This window comes from Desulfofarcimen acetoxidans DSM 771 (assembly GCF_000024205.1).
GTDB classification, from domain to species: domain Bacteria; phylum Bacillota; class Desulfotomaculia; order Desulfotomaculales; family Desulfofarciminaceae; genus Desulfofarcimen; species Desulfofarcimen acetoxidans.
Map to the genome: position 1 here is coordinate 2,855,357 of NC_013216.1, position 12,969 is coordinate 2,868,325.

Annotated in this window: 16 protein-coding genes; 3 read left to right on the forward strand and 13 right to left on the reverse strand. The window is 40.3% G+C overall.

Annotation, left to right across the window (positions count from 1 at the left end):
- Positions 1-60 precede the first annotated feature (60 nt).
- From DTOX_RS13120 to DTOX_RS13130, 3 genes are all read right to left on the reverse strand, one after another.
- On the reverse strand, positions 61-1,134 hold the full coding sequence (locus tag DTOX_RS13120; protein WP_015758167.1) for a M24 family metallopeptidase: 1,074 nt from the start codon (positions 1,132-1,134) through the stop codon (positions 61-63).
- Positions 1,135-1,164: 30 nt separating this feature from the next.
- Positions 1,165-1,602 carry a type II 3-dehydroquinate dehydratase gene (gene aroQ / locus DTOX_RS13125; protein WP_015758168.1) on the reverse strand — a complete coding sequence of 146 codons (438 nt, stop codon included), beginning with the start codon at positions 1,600-1,602 and terminating at the stop codon, positions 1,165-1,167.
- A gap of 112 nt (positions 1,603-1,714) precedes the next feature.
- Positions 1,715-3,058, reverse strand: coding sequence for a TldD/PmbA family protein (locus DTOX_RS13130; RefSeq protein ID WP_042315826.1), 1,344 nt, complete (start codon positions 3,056-3,058; stop codon positions 1,715-1,717).
- A gap of 193 nt (positions 3,059-3,251) precedes the next feature.
- Between DTOX_RS13130 and DTOX_RS13135 the strand changes: the two genes are divergently transcribed.
- Positions 3,252-3,521, forward strand: a complete 270-nt coding sequence (locus DTOX_RS13135) for a DUF3243 domain-containing protein (RefSeq protein ID WP_015758170.1) — start codon at positions 3,252-3,254, stop codon at positions 3,519-3,521.
- A 132-nt stretch (positions 3,522-3,653) separates the two neighbouring features.
- On the opposite strand, the gene DTOX_RS13140 is transcribed toward DTOX_RS13135, so the two are convergent.
- The 10 genes from DTOX_RS13140 to DTOX_RS13185 form a co-directional block, all read right to left on the reverse strand.
- Complete coding sequence (locus DTOX_RS13140; protein ID WP_015758171.1) at positions 3,654-5,084, reverse strand: TldD/PmbA family protein; 1,431 nt, start codon at positions 5,082-5,084, stop codon at positions 3,654-3,656.
- Positions 5,085-5,204: 120 nt separating this feature from the next.
- A complete protein-coding gene (gene pilO, locus DTOX_RS13145) occupies positions 5,205-5,777 on the reverse strand; it encodes a type 4a pilus biogenesis protein PilO (protein ID WP_015758172.1) in 573 nt (190 codons plus the stop codon).
- A 1-nt stretch (position 5,778) separates the two neighbouring features.
- The gene (locus DTOX_RS13150) at positions 5,779-6,354 is read right to left on the reverse strand and encodes a hypothetical protein (protein WP_015758173.1); all 576 of its coding nucleotides are present in this window, start codon (positions 6,352-6,354) and stop codon (positions 5,779-5,781) included.
- Complete coding sequence (gene pilM / locus DTOX_RS13155) at positions 6,347-7,315, reverse strand: pilus assembly protein PilM (protein WP_042315828.1); 969 nt, start codon at positions 7,313-7,315, stop codon at positions 6,347-6,349. Before pilM ends, DTOX_RS13150 begins: the two co-directional genes overlap by 8 nt.
- Positions 7,316-7,363: 48 nt before the next feature.
- On the reverse strand, positions 7,364-8,323 hold the full coding sequence (locus DTOX_RS13160; RefSeq protein ID WP_015758175.1) for a hypothetical protein: 960 nt from the start codon (positions 8,321-8,323) through the stop codon (positions 7,364-7,366).
- A gap of 20 nt (positions 8,324-8,343) precedes the next feature.
- The gene (locus DTOX_RS13165; protein ID WP_015758176.1) at positions 8,344-8,847 is read right to left on the reverse strand and encodes a PilW family protein; all 504 of its coding nucleotides are present in this window, start codon (positions 8,845-8,847) and stop codon (positions 8,344-8,346) included.
- On the reverse strand, positions 8,847-9,224 hold the full coding sequence (locus DTOX_RS13170) for a type IV pilus modification PilV family protein (RefSeq protein WP_015758177.1): 378 nt from the start codon (positions 9,222-9,224) through the stop codon (positions 8,847-8,849). Before DTOX_RS13170 ends, DTOX_RS13165 begins: the two co-directional genes overlap by 1 nt.
- Before the next feature lie 32 nt (positions 9,225-9,256).
- On the reverse strand, positions 9,257-9,745 hold the full coding sequence (locus DTOX_RS13175) for a prepilin-type N-terminal cleavage/methylation domain-containing protein (RefSeq protein ID WP_042315831.1): 489 nt from the start codon (positions 9,743-9,745) through the stop codon (positions 9,257-9,259).
- Positions 9,735-10,217 carry a type II secretion system protein GspG gene (locus DTOX_RS13180; RefSeq protein WP_015758179.1) on the reverse strand — a complete coding sequence of 161 codons (483 nt, stop codon included), beginning with the start codon at positions 10,215-10,217 and terminating at the stop codon, positions 9,735-9,737. Before DTOX_RS13180 ends, DTOX_RS13175 begins: the two co-directional genes overlap by 11 nt.
- Before the next feature lie 88 nt (positions 10,218-10,305).
- The gene (locus DTOX_RS13185) at positions 10,306-11,511 is read right to left on the reverse strand and encodes a type II secretion system F family protein (protein WP_015758180.1); all 1,206 of its coding nucleotides are present in this window, start codon (positions 11,509-11,511) and stop codon (positions 10,306-10,308) included.
- Between the two features lie 191 nt (positions 11,512-11,702).
- On the opposite strand from DTOX_RS13185, the gene DTOX_RS13190 reads away from it, so the two are divergent.
- The gene (locus DTOX_RS13190) at positions 11,703-12,269 is read left to right on the forward strand and encodes a hypothetical protein (RefSeq protein WP_015758181.1); all 567 of its coding nucleotides are present in this window, start codon (positions 11,703-11,705) and stop codon (positions 12,267-12,269) included.
- Positions 12,270-12,574: 305 nt separating this feature from the next.
- Entirely contained in the window at positions 12,575-12,940 is a 366-nt protein-coding gene (locus DTOX_RS13195) for a DUF3147 family protein (RefSeq protein ID WP_015758182.1), read from the forward strand.
- Positions 12,941-12,969 lie beyond the last annotated feature (29 nt).

The window sequence follows — 12,969 nt, forward strand, 5'->3', positions numbered from 1 at the left end:
CTTGAAATAACAAAATCCCTCAGATAAGTCTTATTTAAATCCTTTATGTGTATTCCAGAGCTAGAATATTTCCATTAAATTCATCTTTGGTGATCTGGTCAGTATTTGACAACCGTTTTCTTCTACAACAACTGTATCTTCAATGCGGACACCGCCCCAATCCGGTATGTATATGCCGGGTTCAATGGTAACTACCATGCCTGGCAGCAGAATAGTTTCATCTTTTGCGGCCAGCCGGGGGTTTTCATGAATATTTAAACCCAGCCCGTGTCCCGTGCTGTGACCGAAGTTTTCACCGTAACCATAAGAAGCAATAATGTCACGGGCGGCTTTATCCACCTCACTGGCCTTTATACCGGACCTGACAGCAGCCAGAGCTGCTATTTGAGCTTCCAAAACTATACGGTAAATTTCAGACTGCTTGGCGGTTGAAGTTCCTATTAATACCGTACGTGTGATATCTGAATGATAGCCCTGGTAAACAGCACCGAAATCCATGGTCAGCAATTCTCCCGGTTTTATTAATTTTTCTGAGGCTACTCCGTGCGGCATAGAACTTCTGGTGCCGGAAGCAACAATAAAAGTGAAAGCGGCCTTTTCCGCTCCGGCCCGGCGCATAAAAAACTCCAACTCCAGTGCCAACTCTATTTCAGAAACACCGGGTTTAATCAGGGGAAGAATATTGGCAAAAGCATCGTCGGCTATTTTAACTGCCCGGCCTATCTTATTTATCTCTGTATTGTCTTTAACTAATCTTAAAGCTTCGACAAATTCATTAACCGGGTGAACGGTTATGTCTTGCAAGCTCTCTTTTATGGCTATAAACTGCTTATAGGTAATATAGTCACCTTCACAGGCCAGTCTATATGATTTTGACGGAGTAATAAATTCCAACAGCTTTTCGGTAAATAAACCGGTAAAGGTTATTATCTCGTAATCCGGTGCCTGTGCCGCTGCCTGCTCACGATAGCGAAAGTCTGTTAATAAAATAGCTCGCCGGGCATCAATGAATAAAATACCGGAAGTGCCTGTAAAACCACTGAGATACAACCTGTTTCCAGGATTTATAACCACTATGGCATCTAAAGCTGCTTTATTCAACAATTTCCGCACCGCATTAATCCTGTTTATCATTTCATACCCCTTTGGTGGTTGCTAAAAAGCCTATTTTTTAATATAGACAGCTGCCATTTGTACTGCCAACAGATAACTATGCAGGCCAAACCCGCAGATTTGTCCCACTGCTACCGGTGCAATTACAGAATGATGGCGAAATTCTTCTCTGGCATGAATATTAGATAGATGAACTTCAATTGTTGGTATTTTTACAGCGGCAACAGCATCTCTCAGGGCATAGCTGTAATGAGTCAAAGCACCCGGATTTATGATAATCGCAGCGATATCCCCGCCAAATGCCTGGTGTATTCTTTCAATTAAAGCTCCCTCATAATTGGATTGCATGAATTCGACTTCTATACCTATTTGCTGGCAATAAACCTTAACCTTTTCATTAATATTGTCTAAAGTTAAATTACCGTAGATTTCAGGTTCTCTTAAGCCCAGCATGTTCAGATTCGGTCCGTTAAGTATTAATAATTTCAAAATTATTCACCACCTGCTGTCACTGTCCATAATTTTACCATAATTTGCGCCTGCTTGCAAAGACAAAAGAGGGCAGCGACACATGCTGCGAAGATGAATAATTTTAGTTTTGCTAATGCCCGCTGACGGTAATCCCTTCAATTCTCAACGTGGGAGCACCTTTCCCACCAAAAAATTTCAAATCGCTGCCAACCCCGTTCACACTTGATAGCAAAGTTATTATATTGCCTGCGATGGCTACACCCCTCACCGGTTTAGTGATTTGCCCGTTCTCAATCAATAAACCTGAAACACCCACGGAAAAGTCACCGGAAATTGGATTTGCCGTGTGCATACCCATTACTTCAGTAACAAACAAACCCGAATTAACAGCTTTAACTAAGTCACCGGGAGAGCAATTACCCGGTTCTATATAAAAATTTGTCGTACCTACTTCCGGCGTACCTTTAAACGAACCTCTTACCCCGTTGCCGGTTGAAACAACCCCATCCTGTTTAGCCGTATAAGTATTATAAAGGTAAGCTTTTAACTCACCGGACTTAATCAGCACTGTTTTTGCCGTGGGCACACCTTCACCGTCAAAAGGAGCGGAAGCTATGCCTCCCGGCAGGGAACCGTCATCAACTACGTTAATAAGCTCTGAAGCTACCTTCGAGCCTATTTTGTTGGCAAATAAAGATCGGCCTTTCTGTACAGCTTCAGCCGTGAAAGAAGATGACATTAAACCCAGAAAACCGGCAGCTACATAAGGCTCCAACACAACACTCACCTTCCTGGTTGAGACAGGCTGTGCACCGAGCATGCGCACAGCCTTTAATGCGGCTTCCCGGCCAATTGCTTTAGGATTTAAGTCCTTGTATTTTAATCGGTAATCCATAGCAAAACCGGTTTGGGAGTCATCCCCATCAACAGCAACCAGCGCAAGGTAAATACCGCAATATGTTGACTGGCAAGATGCAGCCAGACCGTGGGAATTGGCTATAACAACTGAGGATATACTATCGCTGTAAGAGGAACTCTCTATAATCTTAACTCTCGGGTCATAATCCCTGGCTGATTTCTCCATAGCCACAGCCAAAGCTATTTTATCTTCTACCGGTATAGCGGCAATATCCGGGTCAAATGTATCCATCTGCTCGTATTTTTCGACTTTTTCCGGCAAACCGTTATGGGCGTCGGCCGCAATTTGAGCTGAGTTATCCTTTGCCTGCCTTACACATTCCGCAAGCCCTGCTTCTGTAAGATCAGTAGTAAAGGCAAAACCTGTTCGACCGCCAATGAAAACTCTCAGCCCCAGTCCCCTGTCCTCTGCCATAACCATTGTATCAACCTTACCGCCTCTTACCTCTATATCTAATTCTTTGCTATAGCTTAAATAAGACTCTGCCATTTCAGAGCCTTGCTTTACAGCTAAATCAACCACAGAACGCGCAATATTTAAATTTTCATTTTCCATCAAAACATCTCCTTTCCATTCCATATCGTTAGTATAATTCAACAACAATCAGTATATTCCTTTCCATTCCGTGCATTACTTAACATAATACGGAGAACAAGCCGCAGCAAAATATTTAAGTCTATGAATAAATTCAGTCAAAGGGTAAAAAATAACATTACACTTTAATATATGTCTGAAAGGACGTGATTGCATGCTGCAATTTGGTCAAATTACTACTCAGATTGCCAATTGGGACAATTGGAAAAAATTTTTAGGACAGGCTGTTGAGTATGCCAACGAACTGGGTGTCCCCAAGGAGAGAATATCTGCTTTGGCCCAGCAGGCGGGAGATATTCTAGCTTCCAGTGTACCTACCGCCAACCCGGAGCAGCAGACACTTAAAGAATTGTGGCAGGTAGCTAATGAACAGGAAAAACAAACCCTGGCCACTTTAATGACAAAGTTAGTTTCCGGCAGATAAGATTGGAGCCGGTCAGCTGAAAAAATAGCTGGCCGGCTGTTTTATAATCAAGCAAATTTAGGGTAACTTTCCTGCTGCGCAGAAAAAAGACAGCTCCTTCTTCTTAAAAATCGAAAGCTGTCTTATTCTTTATTATAGCCTGCGTATTTGCTTAATTTGTTCACTGCCGTCAGCATCGTGCGAAGTACCGCCAACAACTATCTCCGGAATATGTATGGTCGGCTGAGCGTCACTGACCGGTACACCTTGCCCATCTTTGCCACAGGTTCCAATACTGAAACCCAAGTCACTGCCTACCATATCGATAATCTGCAGTACTTGAGGCCCGTTTCCGGTTAAAGTGGCCCCTCGTACCATAGGTCCAACATCACCGTTTTGAATCAAGTATCCTTCCGCCACATCGAAAACAAAATCACCTGTAGTAGTATTCACCTGTCCCCCGCCCATTTTTTTAATCAGTAAACCCGACTTGGTCTCACGAATAATTTTTTCTGGATCGGTCTTGCCTTGAGCAATATAAGTATTGCCCATTCTAGGGATAGGCTTGTGCTGGTAAGATTCGCGCCTGCCATGACCATTAGACTTTCGATTGTCTTTCTTAGCGGACAGCCTGTCATACAAATAATCCTCTAATACACCGTTTTTAATCAGGGTTACCGGCTCTGCCAGGATTCCCTCATCATCTACGGCATAAGAACCATACTTTTTGCTCATAGTCGCGTCATCTATCACGGAAACCAGATCCGATGCCACTTTTTGACCTTTTTTGCCTGCATATACTGACAGCTCTTTTTGAATCAAGTCTGCTTCCAGACCATGACCACAGGCCTCATGCACCATCGTTCCCCCTGCTTCCCCGGACATAACCACAGGCATTTTACCGGCCGGAGCCGGTTTGGCAGAAAGCATAGAAACTGCCCGTCTGGCCACGCTTACAGCCAATTCATGAGGATCATAGATTTTAAATAATTCAAACCCACTCAGACCACCAACAGCGTCATAACCGGTTTGAATTACATCATTGTCAGATGCCACAACTTGCACCAAGAGTCTGGTGCGCATTCGCTCATCTTCAATATACTCCCCGTTGCTGTTAGCCATATTGACTTTAATAGTAGCATCCCCATAGCCTACAATTACTTGCTTGACAGCTTCATCACCTATAGAGCGGGCTGATTTATCGGCATCTTCCACCAGAGATACCTTCCTGGCAGTGGACACTTCACCTGGCGGTTCAGGAAAATCAAATGCCACTACCGGCTTTATAGTGCGCAAATCAATATTTATATCTCTTTGTTTTCCCTGAACCGCACTGCTGACAGTTTTTGCTGCGGCTAATAAACCGTTTTCACTTACATCATTGGTATAGGCAAAAGCAGTGTTCTCACCGGAAAGCACACGAATTCCGGCACCCAACTCCATACCGGAATGAATACGTTCTATTTTCCCGGCTTCACAGCGTATACCTATAGCTTTTTTATTCTCAATAAATATGTCCGCAAAATCGCCGCCTTTTGACATAGAAGCTGCCAGCACTTTCTGCAGCAGTTTTTTATCAAACAAGAGCAATCCCTCCATAAAAAATTCTCTGATCAAAAAGATACTTAAACAATAGTATTTTCCCGCCGGTTATTATTATACAAATAATGGCTGGGTTCTGTGCTCATTAAGCTTTTCTGAAGCTTAATTAAGATAAATGAGCATGGATATTTCCGCTTTAGCCCTGGCTTTAGGATTATCGCTTGTCAGAACTGCAATATTTATTTTTTTTATTTCAGTTAAGAACTGCTGGTGCTCCAACAAATCGACAAAAGATATGATTCCGGCTAAATCCCCGGCAACAACCAGAGTTACAGGCATCTCGCTATATAACTGCTTATTAACTATTTCTTGCGGGTGAAAGGAAAGGAGTTCTAACCCCGATGTCATAGCTAGGTTGCCTGTTGTTTGCAATACCGTACCGTCATTTATCTCCTGCAAAAAATACTTATTATATTCCTCCATTTTCTGCTTATTTTTTTTCACGGCTTGTTCGGTTGCATTCATGGAATTAAGCTGTTTATTCATGACAATAACTTTATTCTCATTAACCAGGAGTTGCTTTTTTATCAACCTGTATTCCTCAATTTGCGGAAATAATACATTTAATATAAAAACCACTATGATTAATACAATAAAAAAGCCGACCAGCAGCCTTTCCCTGCCTGACAGTTCTATTAGCTTATTTTGGCATACATTAATTAGATTATACAACATATCAATTTTTCCTTGTTAGTTTAGCTGTAAATAAAAATTTAACATATTGACTGCCACCAATTCGATCAACTGATTTCAACTTTACCTGAGATAGGTAATTCAAGCGGCATAATTCTTTATATAAGTTGGCCACAGTCATTGTAGACTCAGCCTCACCACTAATATCAATTACCGGTGTTATCCTGCCCGGTGACTCCGTTTTATCCGCCACAGTATATAATTTCATTTCACCGTACCGCAACCCCAACGAACCCAATATATTTAAATCCAGCATCAACTTTGACCAGGTTATACGATTCTGCACCAAGTCATCTATGGTATAACCGGCTGCTTCACTTTCCGGACCGGATTGACGCAATTGATGCATATTCTGTAATAAGGCGGATTTATCTTCAATTAACAATGATGACTGAACAGATTTTTTTTGCAAGTTATGATAACTAAATAAAAAACCGGCATAAGCCACCCCTGATATAAAGAAAATTAGTCCTATAACTGCCGCTCTGAGAGCAGCTTCGGGTACAGGTAAAAAGTTCTTGAGCCGTTTGTTTGTTCTTAGCAAGTTAACCTCATACATACTTTTTTCTCTCCTCACAGAAAGTGTGTTTTTGAAACCTTTTGCTGAGCAAACAAAATAATCTTTTTATTGCCGGATTTGGCGGAACACTTCTCAAAGCTAAACCAATAGCTAATTCATAACCGTGATTGACTATTTCTCCTTCACATAACACGGCTTCCGCTGACTTGACCTCGATGTTTATTTTTTCTTTAATCAAAACCGCTAAATCAGAATAATTGCCGGTACCGCTGATAATAACAGCCTGTACCGGCGGTACAGGTAAAAAATGCTCAAGATATTGAAATGTTAACTCCAACTGTTCGACAATGTTATGAGAATCAAATACCGGCAAACTGCGTGAAAAGTAGATTTGATTATATTGCATGATCAAGATATGCAAAACATTCGAGGACATAAAAACAAGAGCGATATTTTTGCCGTTATCTTCTTTATACAAATTCCATAAGGCTAAAGACGGCAAATCAATTTTTGCCAGGTTCAGCCCAGCGGCTTGAAAAATTGAACGATACTTATCAACTATTTCGTTATTGATAACAATTAGAAGTACATTATAGAACTTGTTTTTCTTTTCCTGTATTTGACCAAGTACTAAATAGGTGTAAGTAATATATTCTGCCTTTTCCTGATAGTACTTGTCAACTTCCCATTTAATTGCTCCGTTTAATTCACGTTCCGGCAGAATAGGAATTTTTATATGGCGACAGGATATCTGAGGAACCTCTAAACCTAAAACAACTAACTCATCCGTGATATCCAGTCGATCAGCCATCTGGGCCAAAGCAGCCACCGTCCAACTGTCATCCTGACTGCCAAATTTTTTTATATCCCGCTCGGCTAAGTTAATACTGTATAAGCCCTGAACCGATATTTTACCCTTGTAATTTAAAACTGCGGACCTAACTTTTTCCGCACCCCAGTCAATACCGACAATTCTTGATGTTGCAATATTTTTTTTCATAGTTTTTTCATCACTCTCACAAGAAGTCACTCAATTTTTCCGTCGTTACTAAAATACCGGGTATAACTCTTTCCAATAAATTATATCTACATATACAGGCAATCCGGGAGGCAGCTGGTTAACTAACTCACCGGAAAATTGATAATTCAGCTTGTTCCCGTTTAATAATATATCTCCGGTTAAAACTGCACCAATGACTCTGGAATCATTAGATACTTTGATCGAATCTTCAGACCATAAAACAGCGTTAACTACTGTTTCAGAGTCTGACAATTCCAGATTTATGTTGCTATAACTTAATAAAGCTAAAGAATTGCCGGTTAAACTGGCGGTGATTAGGCTTGTATTGATATAAATATCACCTGTAGCAATAATTGTGGCCACACCTCTATAGCTGCCCCCGATACTAACATTTCCTTCTATAAAATATAAACCTCTCATATTCTGCAGCTTAGAGCTGTCAAATATGATATCACCGGTTAGGCAATGCCCGCTGCCATAACTTTCAGCTAGTGTTTTAAAAACACTCTTATCCTCATCATTTATCAGGGGCGGGGAGAGAGCAATGTTTTCTGTCAGATTTTTATCCTCGTCGCAATAAGCGATTATGTAATTATTATAGGTCTCAATAATCTCAGCAGGCTTAAAATTTAATTTAGCAGTCAGGGTTTTCTGTGTACTGCCCAAGGACCCTTTCGCGGTCAATATTAAACAACCTGCAGCAGTATCTGTGCTGATACTTAAACCGCTGATAGAACCGCCGGCATAAGAGGCTGCTATACTCTGGGGATTATTCCACCTTTTATCGTATTTTAGGCGGGCCAACATTTTTTCAAGACCGGCATCTGCAATATAAGCTGCCTGTATTGCCTTTAACTGTAAATATGCCGCGTCTTTACCTGTGCCGGCTAGGGAGATTGCTGCCAGCAATAAGGTTGTCAGCATTACTACTGCAAATACTGACATCAATAAAACCTGCCCGCTTTGTTCTATAAATTTATCTTTCATTGAAAACATCCTATAAAACCTTAACCGTCCGATAAGGCTCTAATATATATGGAAGTTGACATACTTAACTCACCGGTGTTTTTACCTTTACCGGTAATTACTACATTGAGCAGGTGCTTGTTCTCATCATAAACAGCGCCAAGTTTTATTATATTATTTACGATGGGGGAACTGTGAGCATTGGGGCTAATTTTCCTATTCAACTGGTTTTGATTATAAATAAAATATGTAATTAAATAATTGCCGCTGTCATAGAACTGGATATTATTATCAGTGATAGCATGCACCTTGCTGGCCTGGCGAAGTTCACGGGATAATCGATCCATGGCGATTCTCATACTTTCTGATACTTCATTTCTGTCCTGCCTTTGATGCCAAAACAAGACTCCTCTGATATATATGTTAAAAATCGAGGTAAAAATAATACCTGCCATCGCTACTGCCAGCATGATTTCTATTAAAGTAAAGCCCCGGCTTTTATAAATTCCGCTTCGAGCTTTCATTGCTTTCAGTGCATTATTCATTATCTGTGCCTTTCCGCTATTAGACTGATATTCCTTTCTGCTCCCGCTTCCTGATAGAAAACTGTAACAGTGATCGTTTTTAAACCGTACTGCTCATCATCAATTTTCAGCGTATAAATGTAGTTTTCATAACCATTGAAGGGGAACCTGTTCTCACCCCGTGGCAACTCGCCTGATAACCGGTCATAGGGCATTGCTTTCATTTCTTCTATTTTTCCCTGTGCTAAAAATATGGCGGTATTATATTTCTCAGCACTTGCGGTTAAATTAACGATTTTGGGCTGCAGGTTAACCAGCGGTATTAGAACAACAACCAAGATTAAACCCGCCATCATAGTATCCAAAATTGAATAACCCTGCTCGTTTCTTTTACTCATAAAAACACCTTTTACTTCTTAATAATAAATGGCTACTCGACACCGGAAGCAGGTTTTTCCACATCCACCCTAACCCTGCCGGTTATACCGGCAACAATAACATAAAGAAAATCACCGCTACAACGGTCTCTCAGTGTCACAGTGCCTCCCAAAGGACTTGGAGCCCCATTTATTTTAAAGGAAAGGGTGTTTTTATTAAAATTAACGTATTCTAAATCCGTGCTGACCGGCAATGTAACACTCTTTATTACATCAGTGTTTTTTTGAAATAAATATCTGTCATTAGACGTATCAAAATTTACTTTATAAGTATCCGTATCACTTTGCGCGTTAATCGTTTGTTGAGCAAAATATCTAATATCACCTGCCATGCGGTAAGCCGCCGACTCTAAATTATAATGCCCGTAGGGTACTTTTAGCTGCGGCACAAGCAATGATAAAAGTACCCCTAAGATAAGAATGACCAAGGTTAATTCAAGCAAGGTAAAACCCCTTATGCTGCGCAAGCTTTTACTCATCATCAATTGCTTTTTTGGAAATTACTGCTTCTTCACCGCCCATGGCTTCAGGTTCAGCCTGGTCTATTTTTGTATCCTGCTCGTTAGTAGCCACGATATTATCTTTTTCTTCATTAGACGAACCAGTAGAATAAACTACATACTTTTTGTATGTTTCATCTGCGTCATATATGTAGCCGTTACCCCAGGGATCATCCAAGCTCCCCCAGTCTATACCGTTTTTAATCAACAGTCCCTGTATGGAGTCAGTGTCAGCTGTTGTATCAGAATCCTTTGGATAAGTCCCGTGTTCTACAAAATAGGAGTCAATAACAGACTTCATTAATGCAATCTCAGCTTTGGCTCTCTTTTCTTTGGTGCGATCGGCTTGTTTGGTGATTTTAGGTACTATCAGGGCGATCAGAATACTGATAATGGCCAGGACAACTGCTAATTCAACCAGAGAAAATCCTTCTTTTTTGCTTTTTAACAGCACCGCAATTCCCCCTTAAATTTTTCATATTAAGCAGCCTTAGCAGTCTAAAAACACATCTGTCAGAAGATTGCTGCTAATGCATGCGTAACTACTCATAAGCTCCCAGTGTTTGGTATACAGGCAACAATACGGATATAAATATAAAGCCAACTATGCCTCCTATAATCAGTACCAACAGAGGCTCAAGCATGGAAGACATGTTTGTTACTGTAGTTTCTATCTCACGGTCTAAAATAGCTGCTGCTTTTTCCAGCAATTCACCCAAAGCGCCTGTTTCTTCGCCTACCGTAATCATATGGATTAATAAGGGAGGGAAAAAGCCACTTTCTTTTAGGGGCACCGCTATACTTTCACCTTTTTCGATACAATCGCAGGTCCGGCTGACAGCTTTGATTATAATTTCATTGCCAATAGTTTCTTTAACTATATGCAGAGATGCCAAAACCGGTATGCCGCTGTAAAGCAAGGTGCTGAGGGTCCGGCAAAACCGCGCAAGCATTATCTTGCGAAGCAGTGTACCGAATAAAGGCATACGGACAAGAAGATGATCAGAAATCTCCCGGCCTTTTGACGTTCTTATCCATAACAATACAGCAATACAAATTAACAGGAATATTCCTAGCCCCAAATATTTGTAAACCATAATAAACTTGTTAACCTTAACCACAACTACAGTAATAAATGGCAATGACGCATTAACGTCTTGCAGCATGCCTTCAAAAACCGGCAAAACCATGGTCATCATCAATACCAGGCATAATATGGCAGTGGCAACCACCAAAACAGGGTATGACAATGCTGCTTTAACCTTATCTGACAAGGAAGAAACATTTTCGAAATGTATCGCTAATCTATCTAAAACTTGCCCTAAGACACCGCCCGATTCACCCGCGGCAATCATTCCAATAAAAATTTTAGGAAAAAAGCGGGGATAATTGGACATAGCCCCGGAAAGACTCGAACCTGCCTTCAAATCCAGAACCAACTGATCCAATACTACATTGAAACTTTTTTTATTTGTTTGCATCGACAATATTAATGCTTTTAATATTGGAATACCTGAATTAATCAATGATGCAAAATTTCTTGAAAAAGCTGCCAGATCTTTAGGTTTAGGCCTCTTGCTCAATAGTGAATAACCGGCACTATGATGTTCTAATTGGCGCAGTTCAATAATCCAATAATTATTTTTGCGCAGCATTACAGCCGCACCGTTAATTCCGTTCGCATTAAGTATACCTTTTTTAATGACTCCGTCTTCAGTTGCAACTGTATAAACGTATTTATCCGTCAAATCATATCACTTCCAATATAATGGTTAATTTGATATTTTTTATATTCGATATAAAATTACATATTTCCTTCTTAAAATTTTAATTTTTTAGAAAAAAACATGTATATTAGCCATACTATGTCAGCGATAGTCATCTAAACAAATATATGATACAATTAAGCAACAATATAGCTGCATCGAGGTAGATCAAATTGAAGCCGATTTTAACTCCCGAAGAATATAAATATTTATATCGATTGACAGAAAAAGCGACTCCACTTAAGAGTGACTGCGGTAAATTGTGCAACAGTATTTGCTGTCAGCAAAATGAAACAGATTCTTTAGGCATGTATCTTTTTCCGGGGGAGGAAGTCATGTTCACCGGTAAGGAAGACTGGTTGGCATGGGAAAGACATGACCCCAAGGAATATGACTTCCCTGCGTCCTGGCCGTTTCCTGTTAACTTTGTAAAGTGCTCCAGAGCCTGTCCGAGAGAGCTGCGTCCCCTGGCCTGCCGTTTCTATCCTCTTACTCCCCATATTTTCAAAAACGGCAGTTGGATACTTATCTATGATACTTTAGATTTACCGTACCGCTGTCCTCTAATTGAGGAACAGTTAACCATGGAACCCAATTTTATTGAAACGGTAGCCAAAGCCTGGAGTATTTTGCTTAAAGATCACCGTATCAATACCCTGGTTCGTGAAGACTCTGAAGAAAGAGAAAATGCTTCTTTACGAGTTCCGACAGTAGTTTGGAAATCACAAAAGCTAAGATAAAAAACCTGCGGTTGTTGCCAGATACTGTTGATAAAGGGGTGCAGAGAAAATTCTCTGCACCCCTTTGTCAACAGGCCAATTAGATACACGGATTTTATTTTACAGCTTATTGCAATAATTGTTATAATTAATAGATAAAATTAAAAATGCTACATTATATTGAATTCTTGAATGATATTATAGTAACATGCGGCATGATTATATGAATATTGCATAAAGATATATGCTAACATAAATACTTTTCTATCTAGCGCGGTACAGAAAGCTGTAATATAATTTTAGGAAAAGAGGGTGCATATTAGAACATGCCTGACATTTCTTTAACTCCGGTTATTATCAGATTTTTTTTTGGTGGGAGTGCCGTGGTAGCTTCTACAATTATAGCCAGAACTTTCGGTGGCCGTCTGGGTGGTATTTTTGCCGCTTTTCCCGCCGTATATATAGCAGCCTCACTAACTCTTAGCCTGCAATATAAAAACAATGATCTGCTGGTTATGTCGAGACATATTTCCCAGGGTGCTCTGGTCGGCATGCTGGCCAATATTATTTGCGCCATATCCGCAAACAAATTAATAGTATCAAAGGGTTGGCAAAAAGGATTAACACTGGCTCTATTAATATGGTTATTAGCTGCTTCAATATTTTATTTCACCTGGCAACTATTATTATAATGTCTGCAATTAATTATCGTTATTTAGTA

What these genes read in the sequence shown, in the direction of transcription:
- DTOX_RS13120 (WP_015758167.1), bottom strand. Translation starts at nt 1,134, where the DNA reads ATGATAAACAGGATTAATGCGGTGCGGAAATTGTTGAATAAAGCAGCT.
- DTOX_RS13130 (WP_042315826.1), bottom strand. Translation starts at nt 3,058, where the DNA reads ATGGAAAATGAAAATTTAAATATTGCGCGTTCTGTGGTTGATTTAGCT.
- DTOX_RS13135 (WP_015758170.1), top strand. Translation starts at nt 3,252, where the DNA reads ATGCTGCAATTTGGTCAAATTACTACTCAGATTGCCAATTGGGACAAT.
- pilO (WP_015758172.1), bottom strand. Translation starts at nt 5,777, where the DNA reads ATGTTGTATAATCTAATTAATGTATGCCAAAATAAGCTAATAGAACTG.
- DTOX_RS13150 (WP_015758173.1), bottom strand. Translation starts at nt 6,354, where the DNA reads ATGTATGAGGTTAACTTGCTAAGAACAAACAAACGGCTCAAGAACTTT.
- pilM (WP_042315828.1), bottom strand. Translation starts at nt 7,315, where the DNA reads ATGAAAAAAAATATTGCAACATCAAGAATTGTCGGTATTGACTGGGGT.
- DTOX_RS13160 (WP_015758175.1), bottom strand. Translation starts at nt 8,323, where the DNA reads ATGAAAGATAAATTTATAGAACAAAGCGGGCAGGTTTTATTGATGTCA.
- DTOX_RS13165 (WP_015758176.1), bottom strand. Translation starts at nt 8,847, where the DNA reads ATGAATAATGCACTGAAAGCAATGAAAGCTCGAAGCGGAATTTATAAA.
- DTOX_RS13170 (WP_015758177.1), bottom strand. Translation starts at nt 9,224, where the DNA reads ATGAGTAAAAGAAACGAGCAGGGTTATTCAATTTTGGATACTATGATG.
- DTOX_RS13175 (WP_042315831.1), bottom strand. Translation starts at nt 9,745, where the DNA reads ATGATGAGTAAAAGCTTGCGCAGCATAAGGGGTTTTACCTTGCTTGAA.
- DTOX_RS13195 (WP_015758182.1), top strand. Translation starts at nt 12,575, where the DNA reads ATGCCTGACATTTCTTTAACTCCGGTTATTATCAGATTTTTTTTTGGT.